This is a genomic window from Mycobacterium asiaticum (assembly GCF_001673315.1).
GTDB classification, from domain to species: domain Bacteria; phylum Actinomycetota; class Actinomycetes; order Mycobacteriales; family Mycobacteriaceae; genus Mycobacterium; species Mycobacterium asiaticum_B.
This window is the reverse complement of record NZ_LZLQ01000141.1, coordinates 24,371-39,702: the sequence shown is the minus strand read 5'-3', so window position 1 is coordinate 39,702 and position 15,332 is coordinate 24,371. Positions and strand designations below refer to the sequence as shown.

General features: G+C 65.8%; 17 protein-coding genes. 10 read left to right on the top strand and 7 right to left on the bottom strand.

Annotated features, from left to right (window positions below):
• From A5636_RS22675 to A5636_RS22660, 4 genes are read left to right on the top strand one after another with little or no spacing between them, the layout of a single operon-like run.
• Positions 1-1,404 (top strand): complex I subunit 5 family protein, encoded by a 1,404-nt coding sequence (locus A5636_RS22675; RefSeq protein WP_065160874.1) that lies wholly within the window; start codon positions 1-3, stop codon positions 1,402-1,404.
• The gene (locus A5636_RS22670; RefSeq protein WP_065160873.1) at positions 1,401-1,901 is read left to right on the top strand and encodes a Na+/H+ antiporter subunit E; all 501 of its coding nucleotides are present in this window, start codon (positions 1,401-1,403) and stop codon (positions 1,899-1,901) included. Before A5636_RS22675 ends, A5636_RS22670 begins: the two co-directional genes overlap by 4 nt.
• A gap of 5 nt (positions 1,902-1,906) precedes the next feature.
• Complete coding sequence (locus tag A5636_RS22665; protein ID WP_065160916.1) at positions 1,907-2,176, top strand: monovalent cation/H+ antiporter complex subunit F; 270 nt, start codon at positions 1,907-1,909, stop codon at positions 2,174-2,176.
• A complete protein-coding gene (locus tag A5636_RS22660) occupies positions 2,173-2,520 on the top strand; it encodes a cation:proton antiporter (protein ID WP_065160872.1) in 348 nt (115 codons plus the stop codon). The genes A5636_RS22665 and A5636_RS22660 overlap by 4 nt, the downstream gene beginning before the upstream one ends.
• Positions 2,521-2,524: 4 nt before the next feature.
• Here A5636_RS22660 and A5636_RS22655 read toward each other — a convergent pair whose 3' ends face one another.
• The 4 genes from A5636_RS22655 to A5636_RS22640 form a co-directional block, all read right to left on the bottom strand.
• On the bottom strand, positions 2,525-3,148 hold the full coding sequence (locus tag A5636_RS22655; protein WP_065160871.1) for a DedA family protein: 624 nt from the start codon (positions 3,146-3,148) through the stop codon (positions 2,525-2,527).
• A gap of 22 nt (positions 3,149-3,170) precedes the next feature.
• Positions 3,171-4,397, bottom strand: coding sequence for a TerC family protein (locus A5636_RS22650; RefSeq protein ID WP_065160870.1), 1,227 nt, complete (start codon positions 4,395-4,397; stop codon positions 3,171-3,173).
• Between the two features lie 166 nt (positions 4,398-4,563).
• On the bottom strand, positions 4,564-5,238 hold the full coding sequence (gene crp / locus A5636_RS22645; protein WP_036362963.1) for a cAMP-activated global transcriptional regulator CRP: 675 nt from the start codon (positions 5,236-5,238) through the stop codon (positions 4,564-4,566).
• A 97-nt stretch (positions 5,239-5,335) separates the two neighbouring features.
• Positions 5,336-5,731, bottom strand: coding sequence for a hypothetical protein (locus tag A5636_RS22640; protein ID WP_172827301.1), 396 nt, complete (start codon positions 5,729-5,731; stop codon positions 5,336-5,338).
• A 173-nt stretch (positions 5,732-5,904) separates the two neighbouring features.
• On the opposite strand from A5636_RS22640, the gene nth reads away from it, so the two are divergent.
• From nth to marP, 4 genes are read left to right on the top strand one after another with little or no spacing between them, the layout of a single operon-like run.
• Complete coding sequence (nth, locus tag A5636_RS22635) at positions 5,905-6,597, top strand: endonuclease III (protein WP_155763962.1); 693 nt, start codon at positions 5,905-5,907, stop codon at positions 6,595-6,597.
• Positions 6,598-6,609: 12 nt separating this feature from the next.
• Entirely contained in the window at positions 6,610-7,257 is a 648-nt protein-coding gene (locus A5636_RS22630) for a TlpA family protein disulfide reductase (protein ID WP_065160868.1), read from the top strand.
• A gap of 24 nt (positions 7,258-7,281) precedes the next feature.
• The gene (locus tag A5636_RS22625; RefSeq protein ID WP_065160867.1) at positions 7,282-8,103 is read left to right on the top strand and encodes an NUDIX hydrolase; all 822 of its coding nucleotides are present in this window, start codon (positions 7,282-7,284) and stop codon (positions 8,101-8,103) included.
• Positions 8,100-9,302 (top strand): acid resistance serine protease MarP, encoded by a 1,203-nt coding sequence (gene marP, locus A5636_RS22620; protein WP_065160866.1) that lies wholly within the window; start codon positions 8,100-8,102, stop codon positions 9,300-9,302. Before A5636_RS22625 ends, marP begins: the two co-directional genes overlap by 4 nt.
• Here marP and A5636_RS22615 read toward each other — a convergent pair.
• Both A5636_RS22615 and A5636_RS22610 read right to left on the bottom strand, forming a co-directional pair.
• On the bottom strand, positions 9,295-10,251 hold the full coding sequence (locus A5636_RS22615) for an alpha/beta fold hydrolase (protein ID WP_065160865.1): 957 nt from the start codon (positions 10,249-10,251) through the stop codon (positions 9,295-9,297). The genes marP and A5636_RS22615 overlap by 8 nt on opposite strands.
• Positions 10,252-10,779 carry a phage holin family protein gene (locus tag A5636_RS22610; RefSeq protein ID WP_065160864.1) on the bottom strand — a complete coding sequence of 176 codons (528 nt, stop codon included), beginning with the start codon at positions 10,777-10,779 and terminating at the stop codon, positions 10,252-10,254.
• 269 nt (positions 10,780-11,048) lie between these two features.
• Here A5636_RS22610 and A5636_RS22605 point away from each other — a divergent pair, with 269 nt between their 5' ends.
• Complete coding sequence (locus A5636_RS22605; RefSeq protein WP_065160914.1) at positions 11,049-11,708, top strand: S1 family peptidase; 660 nt, start codon at positions 11,049-11,051, stop codon at positions 11,706-11,708.
• Between the two features lie 6 nt (positions 11,709-11,714).
• Here the strand turns inward: A5636_RS22605 and acs are convergent, their stop codons facing one another.
• Positions 11,715-13,664, bottom strand: a complete 1,950-nt coding sequence (acs, locus tag A5636_RS22600) for an acetate--CoA ligase (protein WP_065160863.1) — start codon at positions 13,662-13,664, stop codon at positions 11,715-11,717.
• Between the two features lie 35 nt (positions 13,665-13,699).
• Here acs and A5636_RS22595 point away from each other — a divergent pair, with 35 nt between their 5' ends.
• Complete coding sequence (locus A5636_RS22595; protein WP_065160862.1) at positions 13,700-15,331, top strand: peptide ABC transporter substrate-binding protein; 1,632 nt, start codon at positions 13,700-13,702, stop codon at positions 15,329-15,331.
• The last annotated feature ends 1 nt before the right edge of the window (position 15,332 follow it).

Sequence of the window (15,332 nt, the reverse complement as noted above, 5' to 3'; positions counted from 1 at the left end):
ATGATGGCCTTGTCGCTCGCGCTGCTGGTGCCGTGGGCGGCCGGCGCGGTGCTGGTCGCCCTCGACGGCCGTCGCCGCGGTGTCGCGTGGCTGGGTGTGGCCGCCTTGACGGCGACCCTGGTGGTGGCCGTCGTACTCACCGCTGACGTACTGCGCCACGGACCTCAGCAGGTGGTGACCGGCGGCTGGCCGGCCGGGATAGGCATCGTGCTGCGCGCGGACGCACTGGGCGGGGTGTTTGCCCTGGTATCACTGGTGGTGCTGATCGCGGCCCTGGCGAACGAAGCCGCTAGCGGTGCCCGCACCCGCACTTTTCCGGGTCTGGTGGTGCTGCTCGCGGCCGGATTGAACGGGCTGTTTCTCACCGGCGACGTGTTCAACTTCTACGTCTTCTTCGAGATCGCGATGACGGCTTCGTATGCGCTGACCACCTACGGCCAGCGTCCGCGACAACTGCGGGCGGCACTGATCTTCGCCTCGGTCAACCTGCTGGGCTCGTTCGTCTTCCTGCTATCCGTCGCCGGTACCTACCGGATCACCGGTGCGCTCGCCATGGCCGATGTAGCCAAGCGGATCGACGCCGTAGGAGCCAATGCCGCGATGCTGGTCGCGGTGGGATTCTTCGTCGCGTTCAGCGTGAAACTCGGCTTGTTCCCGTTCCACTTCTGGTTGCCGACGGTGTATGCCGGCACTCGTCCCGCGGTGGCGGCCGTCCTGAGCGGCGCGGTGGCCAACATCGGTAGCTACGGCTTGCTGCGCTTCGGTGCCGGAATGTTCGCCGATGAGCTGCGTTTTGCCGCTACCGCGCTCGTCCTGCTGGGGGTGGCTTCAATTCTGTACGGCGGCGTGCTCGCCGTGTCGCGCGGTGACGAGGCCGAGACACTGGCGTACTCGGCCATCGGACAGGTCGGGTACGTGCTGTTCGCGCTCAGTGTCGGCGGGCCGATCGGATTGTCCGCAGCGGTGGTGTACAGCGTCATCAACGCGCTGAACAAGGGGTTGCTGTTCCTGGCTGTGGGGCTGCGTGGGCCGTTGGTGGCGGCCGCGTTCGTGATCGGTGCGTTCAGCGTCGCCGGCGTGCCGCCCGCAGCTGGATTCGTCGGCAAGCTCGAGTTGTTCCGTGCCGCGATCGCAGTGCACAACCCCGCGTTGGTGGTGGTACTGGTGGTTGGCAGCGTGTTGTCACTGATCTACATGTTCCAGATCTATCAGCGCAAATTCTGGTGCGCCGGCGACGGGGTCGACAACGACCGGCGGGACGACGCCACCGAAGTCAGCCCGCTGGCGCCGCGGCTGTTTGCCGGCGCGCTCGCGGTGCTGGTCCTGGCCACCGGGCTGTGGGCGGAGCCTTTGTTGGTGCTCAGCCAGGACGCCGCCGACGTGCTCACCGGGAGGTCGCAATGAAAGGCATCGTGGCCCGGGTCGCCACCCTCACCTCTGTCTACCTATTGGCGCTGACCAGCCTGAAGCCAGGTGACATCGTCGTAGGTGTGGTGTTGGCATCGTTGATCGTCGGCCTTGGCGGCCGCTTCGGCCGTGGCGATGCGCACAGCATGCCGCCGCCAGGGACGTCGGCACTGCGCCGGCTGGCCGGGCTGCCCGCACTCCTGTTCTTCACAGCGATCGACATGTGCCGCGGCAGCTGGCAGGTGGCCGCATGCTGCCTGGGCCTGCGGCCGATGGCGCCCGGCGTGGTGTCGATACCGATCGAACCGAACCGTCCGAACTCGGCTGCGGTGTGGGCGATCCGGGTCGGTTTGGCACCGGACAGCGTTGTCGTCGACGTCGACGACAAGAAAGGCGAACTGTTGCTGCATGTCCTGGACGCGAGCGATCCAGACGCCGTCCGACGGGCCCAGATCAACTCCTATCGGCGCGCACAGCAAAGTGTGTTCCCGTGACCGGCATGCTGCACGTCCTTTTCGTCGTCGCCCTGATCTGGAACACCCTGCTGCTCGTAGCTGGGGGCTTGGTGCTGCTGCGGGCACGTGACGTGGTCCAGCGGGTTCTTGCGCTGGATCTGCTGGCCGCACTGGTGGTGTCGTTGCTGGCTTTGTTGAGCTACTACCACCACCAGCCTTACTACCTGGACGCGGCGGTGGCGCTCGCGTTGCTGTCCTTCGTGGCCACGGTTGCAGCCGCTCGTTACCTGGGTTCGGGAGGACCATTCGAATGATCTCGCTGGTATTCGACGTCCTGGGCGCGGTGCTGCTGGTGATCGGACTGTTGCTGCTCACCATCAGCGTCTACGGTGTCCTGCGCCTGCCCGACACCAACAGTCAGCTCCACGCTCAGGGACTGGCCACAGGTCCTGGGGTGATCGCCGTGCTCGCTTCCTCCATCGCGACCGAGAACGCAACAATCATCACCTTCGCGGTCCTGGGGATTGCCTTCATGGTCTTGAGTTCCCCGTCCTCGGCGCATGCCGTCGCCAAGTCCGTGCGCCGGCGAAATGACGACGCCCATCCCACCCATCCCGCCCATCCGCCCGAGGACACGCAGCAAGAAGCGCCGGAGTAGCCCGTTATGGACGGGCGGAACTTTCTTGGGGTTGCGACTGCTTTTTCCGCCGACGCAGCCGACTGACCAGATCGATGGTCCCGGCCAGTGCCAGCGCCACGCCGAACGACACCGCGAACGCAACCAGTGGTCGGTCTTCGAAGGCGTGTCCGCCCACGAAGCCGATCATCGAATTTACGGTCGCCCAAAGGACGGCACCGATCGCGTCGAACAGCAGAAACTGTCGATAAGGGAATTCCAGCACACCGCAGGCGAGAGTGGTGGCCGTGCGCCCGCCGGGCAGAAACCTAGCGACGATCACCAGCGGACCACCATGTCGCTCCAACTGCCGCTCCGCCCAATACAGGCTGCGCTGACCCCGTTCGCCGCGGGTGATCCAACGCCGCGCCCAGTCCTCGGCCGAGTGACCGATGCGGTAGGCGATGTTGTCCCCGGCGAACCCACCCAGAGCGCCCATCGCGATCACGCCGGCCAGGACCATCGAGTGGTCGGCTGCCAGGATGCCGCCGGTGAGCAGCACCGTTTCGCTAGGCAGCAGCGGCAGGATGGCGTCCAGGGTGCAGAAGCCGAAAATCAGCGGATACGCCCACCAGGAGTGACCCAGCGCGTCGAGCAGTGAATCGAACATGTGCATTATCGGCCGGCCAGGTTCACGAGGTCAGCCCTTTGCGGGTGAACTGCTCGGCTTCACCGCGATCCACCGCCTCGTCGTGGCTGGACGCGGCGCGGTCGAGCAGGTCGGTCAGGGCCGGCTCGCCGCGGACCTGTTGTTGATACTTCGGGCCCAGCGCCATGATCTGATCACGCTCGCCGAGCAGCTTCTTGAAAATGCGTTCCCGCTCCTCAGGGTCGTGGGTGTACTCCGAGTCCAGGTAGGCCGTCGCGTGCCGCCGGGCGTTGGCGATCGCCATCTCGGCCTTGCCACGCTTGCTGAGCAGCGATGCGATGACGGTTATCAGGAGAACACCGATGATCACTACCAGCGAGAGCGTGGTGCTGATCTCTGCCACCCGCACCGGCTCACCGTCGTTGATGAAGGGCACGTTGTTCTCGTGCAGGGCATGCAGGATCAGCTTCACGCCGATGAAGCCGAGGATGGCAGCCAACCCGTAGGACAGATAGACCAGGCGGTCCAGCAGACCGTCGATCAAGAAGTACAACTGCCGCAGACCCAACAGCGAGAACGCCGTGGCGGTGAAGACGATATAGACGTGCTGGGTCAGGCCGAAGATCGCCGGGATCGAGTCGAGTGCGAACAGGATGTCGGTGCCGCCCAGGGCGACCATGACCAACAGCATCGGTGTCATCGCACGCTTGCCGTCGACCTTTGTGAACAGCTTGTCCCCGTCGTAGTGCTCGGTGGTGCGAATGAGCTTCTTTGCCGTCCGGATGACGAAGTTGTCGGCTTTGCGGGAGTCGTCGTCGTCCGGCTTGAGAATGCTCCCGGCGGTGAGCAACAGGATCAATCCGAAGAGGTAAAAGATCCAGGCGAAGGCATTGATGAGCGCGGCGCCCAGAAAGATGAAGCCGGTGCGAGCGATCAGGGCGAACACGATGCCGAACAGCAGCACCTTTTGCTGATCCTCGCGGGGCACCCGGAAGCTGGCGATGATGACCAGGAAGACGAACAGGTTGTCGACGGACAGCGCTTTCTCGGTGACGTATCCGGCGAAGTACTCCGACCCCACGTCGCTGCCGGCGAACATAAGCATGCCGACGCCGAACAGCACGGCGATGCCGACGTACAGCGCCGACCAGACGGCGGCTTCCCGCAGCTTGGGCACGTGCGCCTTGCGGACATGGAAGAAGAAATCGAACGCCAACAGGCCCGCAATGGCGAGCATGGTGAGGGCCCAAACCCAGGTGGGGACATTCATCGGCTACCTAAGCACCTTCTGTGCGGCTAACTTGGCGGTCTCCACCTGTCGATACCCGCTCTGCCGCCACAGTAGGCCTGGGCTTGGCGAACTCAGATGCCGAGGGGCGCGCTTACCTCGCTCGGGGTCGGATTCTCGCTCGGTTGCGCCCGCGCTTCGCGCGCGCTTACCTCGCTCGGCGGGCCAGGCGTTCAGAGTCCGAGATCAACACACTCTTGCCCTCCAGCCGAATCCAGCCGCGGTGGGCGAAGTCGGCCAGGGCTTTGTTCACCGTCTCCCGGGAGGCTCCCACCAGCTGAGCGATCTCTTCCTGCGTGAGGTCATGGGTGACCCGCATCGCGCCACCCTCCTGGGTGCCGAAACGCTGCGCGAGCTGAAGCAGCTGCTTGGCCACCCGGCCCGGCACGTCCGTGAAGATCAGGTCGGCGAGATTGTTGTTGGTGCGGCGCAGCCGGCGAGCCAGGACCCGCAGCAGCTGCTCGGCGATCTCCGGTCGGTCGGCGATCCACGCGCGCAGCGCGTCGCGGTCCATCGACACCGCCCTGACCTCGGTGATCGTCGTCGCGCTGGAGGTACGGGGCCCGGGATCAAAGATCGACAACTCGCCGAACATGTCCGACGGGCCCATGATGGTCAGCAGGTTCTCCCGGCCGTCCGGCGAGCGTCGACCGATCTTCACCTTGCCGGCGACGATGATGTAAAGCCGATCACCGGGCTCACCTTCGGCGAAAACGGTGTGTCCGCGGGGGAAGTCGACGGGCTGCAATTGCTTGGTCAGCGCGGCGACGGCGCTGGGCTCAACCCCTTGGAAGATTCCTGCCCTTGCCAGGATCTCGTCCACGTTGCCTCTTCAACTTTCCGACGAAGGATTACGGGCAGTCAGACTGTGACGGCCGACACGAGTCTAAACGTAGGCCAAACGGTGCGACCTGCCAACGCTACACACGATTGATGTGTCGAGTCGCCGTAAATTGCGTATTCGTTCGCGACCGCACGCGGATGCGCGTGGGCAAACCTGTTTCGATGCGGCCGACCACGTCGGTGGCAAAGATCGTGTCAGCGTGATGTCTACCCGTCAGCGCCCTGGGCTGCGGGGCGACGGCCAACTCGTGAGCCCGGCGCAGGTGCAGGTACTCCTGCGCCTCCGGCATCCCGTCCCGCGCCAGCGTACGGACGTCGACAGGGCCGGCTTGATCCAGAAATTTCGCGATGTCATCGGCTGTCGCCGTCTCGTGAACAAGCGCTTTCTCCAGCCGCCCGAGCCCGAGCGTCGCCAATATCAGCAACCCCGGAATGCAGGCGACCAGCAACCACAGCACAGGAAGAGTAAACATGGCCAAGGTCTCAGCGAGATCACGAAATCAGTACTCTGTCGTAGGTGACAGCGGCAAAGTCGTCGGGGCGCGCGCGATCGAAGCCGACACCACTCGCAACCCCCGCCAACAAGACCGTCGCAAAGCGCTTCGCCGACGAAACCCGCACCGGTTTGGTGCGCCGGGCGCGACGCATGAATCGGGCGCTGGCGCAAGCGTTTCCGCACGTCTACTGCGAGTTGGATTTCACCTCGCCGCTGGAGTTGGCCGTCGCCACGATCCTTTCGGCACAGAGCACCGATAAGCGGGTGAACCTGACGACGCCGCCGTTGTTCGCGAAATACCGGACTGCGCTGGATTACGCGCAGGCGGATCGCGAAGAACTGGAGGCTCTGATCCGGCCCACCGGCTTCTACCGCAACAAGGCGTCCTCGCTGATAGGACTCGGGCAGGCGCTCGTCGAACGATTCGACGGTCAGGTGCCGAAAACCATGGAGGAGTTGGTGACGCTGCCCGGCGTTGGCCGCAAGACGGCCAACGTGATCCTCGGCAATGCTTACGACATTCCCGGCATCACCGTCGACACCCATTTCGGGCGGCTGGTGCGGCGCTGGCGTTGGACGGCCGAAGAGGACCCAGTCAAGGTCGAGCACGCCGTCGGCGAACTGATCGAGCGCAAGGAGTGGACTCTGCTGAGTCACCGCGTGATCTTCCACGGCCGGAGGGTCTGCCACGCCCGTAAGCCGGCCTGCGGGGTTTGCGTGCTCGCCAAGGACTGCCCCTCCTTCGGTCTCGGTCCCACCGAACCGCTACTCGCCGCCGCTCTGGTTCAAGGACCCGAAACCGATCATTTGCTCGCCTTGGCCGGGCTCGATCCGCAGGCCTAGCCGCGCCCAGCTATGAAGGCGCTTTCCGGCACGACTCGCTGGACCATTGCGGTCTTGGTGGTGGTGGTCGCGTTGGTGGTAGCGCTGGTGGCTGAACTGCACGACGACGCCGTCCCGCGGGCGGCCGACCAGATCCCGACGCTTCGCGAACATCGCGACGCCGACACCCCGCAAGCCCTGGCCGAGCCCCGCCGGCGCGCCGACTTGTCGCCATGTCCGGGCGCGGGCACCTCGCCCGGTGCGGCCGCACTGCAAGGGGTGATCGTGGAATGCGCCGCCGACGGTACGGCTGTCGACGTGGCCAAGGTGTTGGCCGGACGTCGGGTCCTGCTCAATTTTTGGGCGTATTGGTGCGCGCCGTGCGCGGCCGAATTGCCGGCGATGGCCGAGTATCAACGTCGGGTCGGGTCCGACGTGACGGTGGTGACGGTGCATCAGGACGAGAACGAGACTGCGGCGCTACTGCGGTTGGCCGAGCTCGGCGTTCGGTTACCGACGCTGCAGGACGGGCGGCGCCGGGTGGCGGGGGCGTTGCGAGTGGTTAACGTGATGCCCGCGACGGTGGTGCTGCGGCCGGACGGTAGCGTTGCGCAGACCCTGCCGCGGGCGTTCGGCAGCGCCGACGAGATCGCCGAGGCGGTCGGAAGCGAGCCGGGTTGAGCGACCGGGGCGGTTGTTGGGCCGATTCATGCAAGTGAGGTACCGGTGAGTGCTGGGGGCACCGCGCGCGGACGGGGCACGTTCGCGCTGACTCCTGATGCCGGACCGGCATGGTTGCGACCCCTCATCGACAACCTCGATCAGATTCCTGATGCGTACCGGCGTCGTCTGCCGGCCGATGTGCTGGCGATGGTGACCGCCGCCAAGTCGGTGACGTCGCTTGGTGGCGGTGGGCGGGACGCCGCGGTCTTGGTGCTGTTCTCGGGTCCACAAGCCGCGCCTGCCGAGGGAGGCGTGCCCGACGACGCCGACCTGCTGCTCACCGTGCGAGCCTCGACGCTGCGCCACCACGCCGGTCAGGCTGCCTTCCCAGGCGGCGCGTCGGACCCCGGGGACGCCGGCCCCGTCGCGACCGCGCTGCGCGAGGCACACGAAGAAACCGGCATCGACGTCACCAGGCTGCATCCGTTGGCGACCATGGAGCGCACCTTTATCGCGCCGTCGCGCTTCCACGTCGTACCGGTGCTGGCCTACTCACCGGATCCCGGACCGGTGGATGTCGTCGACGACGCGGAGACTGCTCTGGTGGCCCGCGTCCCGGTGCGGGCCTTCATCAACCCGGCCAATCGATTGATGGTGTACCGCGGCACGCTCGGGCGCCGCTGGGCCGGGCCGGCATTTCTACTGAACCAGATGTTGGTGTGGGGCTTCACCGGCCAGGTAATCTCGGCGGTTCTCGACGTTGCCGGCTGGGCCCAACCCTGGGACTCCGACGACATCCGTGAGTTGGATGACGCGTTGGTGCTGGTGGGCAGCTCGGACGGATTGCGGGGCGGACTGCGGTGAACTCGGTTACCCCGTCGCAGTGGCTGGACATCGCCGTCCTGGCGGTCGCGTTCATCGCCGCGATCTCGGGCTGGCGTTCCGGCGCGCTGGGCTCGATGCTGTCATTCGCCGGTGTGTTGCTCGGCGCGGTGGCCGGCGTGCTCTTGGCGCCGCACATCGTCAGCCAGATCGCGGCCCCCCGGGCGAAACTGTTTGCCGCACTCTTCCTGATCCTGGCGCTGGTGGTGGTCGGGGAGGTCGCCGGCGTGGTGCTGGGACGGGCGGTCCGTGGCGCGATCCGCAACCGGCCGGTCCGGATGGTCGACTCGATCATCGGCGTGGGCGTGCAACTGATGGTCGTCCTGACGGCCGCCTGGCTGCTGGCAACCCCGCTGACTCAGTCGAAGGACCAGCCGGAGCTGGCTGCCGCCGTCCGCGGCTCGAGGGTGCTGGGCGAGGTCAACGAGGTGGCGCCGACCTGGCTGAAATCGGTGCCCAAACGGCTCTCGGCGTTGCTGAACACCTCCGGTCTGCCGGCGGTCCTGGAACCGTTCAGCCGCACGCCGGTCATTCCGGTTGCCTCTCCGGACCCCGCGCTGGCCAACAATCCGGTGGTGGCGGCCGCTCGGCCCAGCGTCGTGAAGATTCGCAGCCTGGCTCCGAGCTGCCAGAAAGTGCTCGAAGGCAGCGGCTTCGTGATCTCACCCGAACGGGTTATGACCAACGCGCACGTGGTCGCCGGATCCAGCAGTGTGTCGATCCAGTCCACCGGCAAGCAGTTCGACGCCACCGTGGTGTCCTACGACCCGGCGGTGGACATCGCGATTCTGGCGGTTCCGGGATTGCCCTCGGCGCCACTGGTATTCGACGACACACCGGCGAAGACCGGCACCGACGTCGTGGTGCTGGGCTATCCGGGCGGCGGCAACTTCACGGCCACTCCCGCCCGTATCCGCGAAGCCATCAGACTCAGCGGCCCCGACATCTATCGGAGCCCGCAGCCGGTCACCCGCGACGTGTACACCATCAGAGCCAATGTGGAGCAAGGTGATTCGGGCGGACCGTTGATCGACCTCGACGGCCGCGTGCTCGGGGTGGTATTCGGCGCCGCCGTCGACGATGCGGATACCGGCTTCGTGTTGACCGCCGAGGAAGTGTCCAGTCAGCTGTCCAGAATCGGGGCGACCCAACAGGTGAACACCGGGTCCTGCGTCAGCTGATCCGGGGCCGGTGCACCTGATCCAGGAATCGCGTGAGGTGCCGGTTGATTTCTCCCGGCGCCTCCTCGTGGCTGAAATGCCCTGCGCCGGAAACGGATATGTAGCGACCGTGGGGTGCGTAACGCTGTGTGCGCTCGACTGGGGCGGCCAGTACGTACGGGTCGACGTCGCCGCGTATGTGTAGCAGCGGCACGCCGAGTTGCTGAGTCGTGGATTTGATGAAGCGGTGGCCTTCGGAACGCAACTGGCTGCGCACGGCCCACCGCTGGTACTCGAGTGCGCAGTGCGCGGCCCCGGGCACCTGGATGGCCCGGCGCAGATAGCCGATCGTTTGCGAAAAGTCTTCGGAGGCACACCATTTGGCGCTGCTACGGGCACGGACGAGGCGCTCGATCTCGGCGCCGTCATTGCGGGTCAGTAGCCGCTCCGGCCACAGTGGTGCCTGGTAGCGCAGCAAGGTCGGCAGCAACGCGCGACCCTGATCGCGCCGGGTGACGGTGGTTCGGCGCAAGGCCGCCGGGTGTGGGGAGCTGATGACGGCGATGGCCCGCACCAGCCGGGAATGCAGCAGGGCCGTGGTCCAGCAGGCCAGCCCGCCGTCGGCGTGCCCGATCAGCGTCGCCGACGAATGTCCCAGTGCGCGGATGAGTCCCGCGGTATCACCGGCAAGTGTCCAGCCGTCGTAGCCGCGGGGTGGTTTGTCGCTGCCGCCGTAGCCGCGGAGGTCGACCGCGACCACGCGGGCCCCGGTCAGGGCGCGTAGTTGATGCCGCCAGGACCACCAGAACGAACCGAACCCGTGCAACAGGATGACCAGCGGCCGTGCGGTGCCCGGCCCCGCGTCCTCCGGGAGCGCTTCGACGACATGGAACCGAATGCCGTTGGCGTGCACGTCCAGATGGCGCCATGGCCCGTCGATACGGACCACCGACGGATCTGGGGCCGGCATTTACCAACCTGACGGGTCGGTGGTCGCCTTGGTGTCGGCGGGCAGGGCCTTCGGAGTCGCGGCCTTCTCAGAGTGGGCGGCGGAGCCCGGTGTGAAAGCGGTGCGAGCCTCTTTGACTGATTCGATCGTCTTCTGCGGTCCCCGGATCCGACGCACCTTCAGGAATCCAAGCAGTGCCAGCAGGGCGGTGACCACCACCATGATGCCGAACACGATCAAGAACGCCGCCCAGCGCCACAGCCAGTTGTCGAGCAATTCGGCGAGGAAGAAGAAAAGAAAGAAGGTCGAGTAAAACAGCACCACCAGCGCGGAGATGAAGAAGACGCTGCCCGTCAGCCCCTTCTTGACGTCGCGGGTGATCTCGGCTTTGGCCAGTTCCACCTCGGCGCGCACCAATGTGGACATCTGGGCCGTCACGTCCTTGATCAGCTCGCCGATCGACGGATCGCCGGCTCTGGCATGTGGGTCGGCCAACGGAATCGTAGTCAGCGTGCTCGGCACACCGCTCTTGCGATCAGGCTTGCTCACAGATGGTCCCTCTCCGTTTTGCGCCCATCGTTCAACCGTTCAACCCCGACTGGTGCGCGTCGTCGCGGTTCATGTTGCCATGTGAACCGGGTGGCGTACGAGGCCAGCCAAACCACAGGCCGACGACTCGAAACGGGCCACAAACCGCGGGTGGCGATCCTCTAGACTGCCCACTGTTCTTCCGATCCCCGTCCGGGGCTCGACCATCTGACGGGAGTACCCCTTTGCAGAAGGCGCTTTGCGGCCTCAATCCCGCCACCGCCGCGGTCATCATCACCGCGTTGTTGGGTCTTCTGTTCCACCCGGCAGGAACCGCCGCTGCCGACGACAAGGTCCCCTTGGGCGGGGGAGCGGGCATCGTCGTCAACACCGGCACCCTGTGCACCCTCACCGCGATCGGGCACGACAAGTTCGGTGACCTGATCGGTTTCACGTCGGCACACTGCGGTGGTCCGGGAGCACCGGTCGCCGCTGAGGGCGCCGAGAACAGGGGCCGGGTCGGAACCATGGTCGCCGGCAATGACGCGCTGGACTACGCGGTGATCAAGTTCGACCCGGCCTTGGTCGTCCCGGTCGCCAACTTCAACAACTTCGCCATCAACGGCATCGGCCCGGAACCGGCCGCCGGGCAGGTGGCCTGCAAGCAGGGCCGCACCACTGGCAATTCGTGCGGTGTGACCTGGGGGCCTGGTCAGGATCCGGGCAGCATCCTGATGCAGGTATGCGGCGGTCCGGGGGACTCCGGGGCGCCCGTGACGGTGGACAACATGCTGGTAGGGATGATCCACGGGGCCTTCAGCGACAATCTGCCCTCGTGCATCACCAAGTACATCCCGCTGCACACGCCGGCCGTGGTGATGTCGATCAACGCGGACCTGGCTGACATCAACGGCAAGAACCGGCCCGGCTCGGAGTTCGTGCCGATCTGACGGCAGTTACTTGGCGTCGCGGATCGCGTCGAAAACGCTCGGGTCCAGCAAGGTCGACGTGTCGCCCAGGTCGCGATTCTCGGCAATGTCGCGCAGCAACCGGCGCATGATCTTGCCGCTGCGGGTCTTGGGGAGTTCGGGCACGATGTGGACCTCGCGCGGTTTGGCGATCGGCGAGATCTCGTGGGCAACCTGAGACCGTAGCTCGTCGACCGTGCCTTCAGTCGCGTCGTGGTCGCTGCGCAGCACCACGAACGCGCAGATGGCCTGCCCGGTGGTGTCGTCGGTGGCGCCGACGACGGCGGCCTCGGCCACCCCGGAATGCCCGACGAGCGCGGACTCCACTTCAGCGGTGGAGATCCGGTGCCCGGACACGTTCATCACGTCGTCGATGCGGCCCAGCACCCAGATGTCGCCGTCGGGATCGAAACGGGCGCCGTCCCCGGCGAAGTAATAACCCTTCTCGGCGTATTTGGACCAGTACGTCTTGCGGTAGCGCTCCGGGTCACCCCAGATGCCCCGCAGCATCGCCGGCCAGGGCTGATCCAGCACCAGGTAACCGGTGACGTGCGTTTCACCCTCTTCGTCAGGCGGGAGTGGATCGCCGTGGTCATCGACGATCTTGGCGGAGATGCCCGGCAGTGCCGCCATCGCCGAACCCGGCTTTGCGGCGCTGACACCGGGCAGGGGCGAGATCATCGCGGCTCCGGTTTCGGTCTGCCACCAGGTGTCGACCACTGGCACCTCGCCGCCGCCGATGACGTCGCGGTACCAGCGCCAAGCCTCCGGGTTGATGATCTCGCCGACCGAACCCAGCAGTCGCAAACTGGACAGGTCGTGGGCGTCGGGGATCTCCCGGCCCCACTTCATGAACGTGCGGATCATGGTGGGCGCGGTGTAATAGATTGTGACGCCGTATCTTTCGATGATTTCGAAATGCCGATGCTGGGTCGGCGTGTTGGGCGTGCCCTCGTAGAGAACTTCGGTGACGCCGCCCGCCAGCGGCGCGTAGACAGCATAGGTGTGTCCGGTCACCCAGCCGATGTCGGCGGTGCACCAGAAGACGTCGCTGTCGGGTTTGACGTCGAAGATTGCGTGCATGGTGTACGCGCACTGGGTCAGGTAGCCGCCGCTGGTGTGCACGATGCCCTTGGGCTTTCCGGTGGTGCCCGATGTGTAGAGCAGGAAAAGCGGCTGTTCCGACTCGAACGCCTCCGGGGTGTGCTCGTCGGAAGCCGAATCAACCACCTCATGCCACCACAGGTCGCGGTCGTCGTCCCACGCCACGTCGATGCCGGTGCGCCGCACCACCAGGACGTGCTCGATCGGGCTGTCCGGAACCGAGACCGCCTCGTCGGCGGCTTCTTTCAGCGGTGCGGGTTTGCCGCGTCGGAACTGACCGTCGGCAGTGACCAGCAGCTTGGCTTCGGCGTCGGCGATGCGGGCTTGCAGGGCGTGCGCAGTGAACCCGCCGAACACCACGCTGTGCATGACGCCCAACCGCGCACAGGCCAGCATCGCGATCACCGCTTCGGGGATCAGCGGCAGATAAATTGCGACGCGGTCACCGGCAACCAGACCCAGTTCGGTTAGCGCGTTGGCCGCTTTGCAGACTTCCCGCTGCAAGTCCGCGTAGGTGAACGTGCGGCGGTGGCCCTCGGGTTCGCCCTCCCAGTGGATTGCCACCCGGTCACCGTGGCCGGCTTCGACGTGCCGATCCACGCAGTTGTAGGCGACGTTGAGCTTGCCCCCGACGAACCATTTGGCGAACGGGGCGTCGGACCAGTCCAGCACCTCGGTGTAAGGCGTGTCCCAGGACAACCGGTCGGCCTGCTCGCCCCAGAACGCGAGCCGGTCTTGTTCTGCCTGCTCGTATAACTCGGGGCGGGCGTTGGCCTGCTCGGCGAACTGGTCCGGCGGTGGATAGGAAGCAGGGCCTTCGGCAGTGGCAGTCACGTATTCGAGCCTAAAGCGACATTAAGGTCGCTGTCATGCGTCGGATGCGTGCCACGCTGGCCGCCATAGTTGTCGGCTTGGCAGCCGCAGTACCGGCGGCGGGTTGCGGCGGCGGAATGCTGACGCCCGACGCGGTGGTGGTGAACGCCGCGGAGCCCCCCAACCCGCTGATCCCGACCGGCACCAACGACAGCAACGGCGGCCGCATCCTCGACCGGTTGTTCGCCGGCCTGATGTCCTACGACGCGGCCGGTCGGCCGTCACCGGAAGTTGCCCAGTCCATTGAGACCACCGACAACATCAGCTACCGGATCGTGCTCAAGCCTGGATGGAAGTTCACCGACGGTTCTCCGGTCACCGCGCATTCTTTCGTCGATGCATGGAACTACGGCGCATTGAGCGCCAATGCCCAACTGCAGCAGAACTTCTTCAGCCCGATAGCCGGATTCGACGACGTGGCGGGCCCGCCGGGCAGCGGCACCGCGACCACCCTGTCCGGGCTGCAAGTCCTGAATGATCTGGAGTTCACCGTCCGGCTCAAGGCACCGACCGTTGATTTCGTGATGAGTCTGGGGCACAGCGCGTTCTATCCGCTGCCACGCTCGGCATTTCAGGACATGGCGGCATTCGGCCAACACCCGATCGGTGACGGTCCCTACAAACTGTCCGACGGCCCGGATGGGCCCGCGTGGGAACACAACGTCAAGATCGACCTGGTCCCCAACCCCGATTATCACGGCAACCGCATGCCCCGTAACAAGGGATTGCGCTTCGAGTTCTACGCCAACCTCGACACCGCGTACGCCGACCTGCTGTCCGGCAATCTGGATGTGCTGGACACGATTCCATCGAGCGCACTGACGATCTACCGGCGCGACCTCGGCGACAACGCACTCAGCGCACCCGTCGCCGTCAGCCAGTCGCTCGATACACCGTTGCGGTTACCGCACTTCGGCGGCGAGGAGGGGCGGCTGCGCCGGCTGGCGATCTCCGCGGCGATCAACCGGCCGCAGATATGCCAGCAGATCTTCAACAACACTCGTACACCCGCCCGCGATTTCACCGCCAGTTCCCTGCCCGGCTTTGACCCGAACATCCCCGGTAATGCTGCGCTGGACTTCAATCCGTCTCGTGCTCAAGAGCTTTGGGCGCAGGCCAACGCCATTTCGCCGTGGACTGGCCGATACGCCATCGCCTACAATGCCGACAGCGGCCACCAGGAGTGGGTGGACGCCGTCGCCAACAGCATCAAGAACGTACTGAGCATCGATGCGGCCGGCGCACCCCATCCCACCTTCGCAGGGTTTCGCACCCAGATCACCAACCACACCATCGACACCGCATTCCGCGCGGGCTGGATCGGCGACTACCCGTCGATGATCGAGTTCCTCGCCCCGCTCTACGCCACCGGGGCCGGATCCAACGACGTGGGCTACTCCAGCCAACAGTTCGACGCGGCTCTGGCGGCGGCCGAGGCGGCGCCCAACTTGCGCGAGGCCGATGCACTGGTCAACGTCGCCCAGCGAATCCTGTTGCGCGACATGCCAAGCGTGCCGCTGTGGTACTACATCAGCGTGATCGGCTGGTCTACCGCGGTCAGCAACGTCAAGCCCACCTGGAACGGGCTGCCCGACTACGAGAACCTCGTCAAGGGTGAGAAGGTCTGAG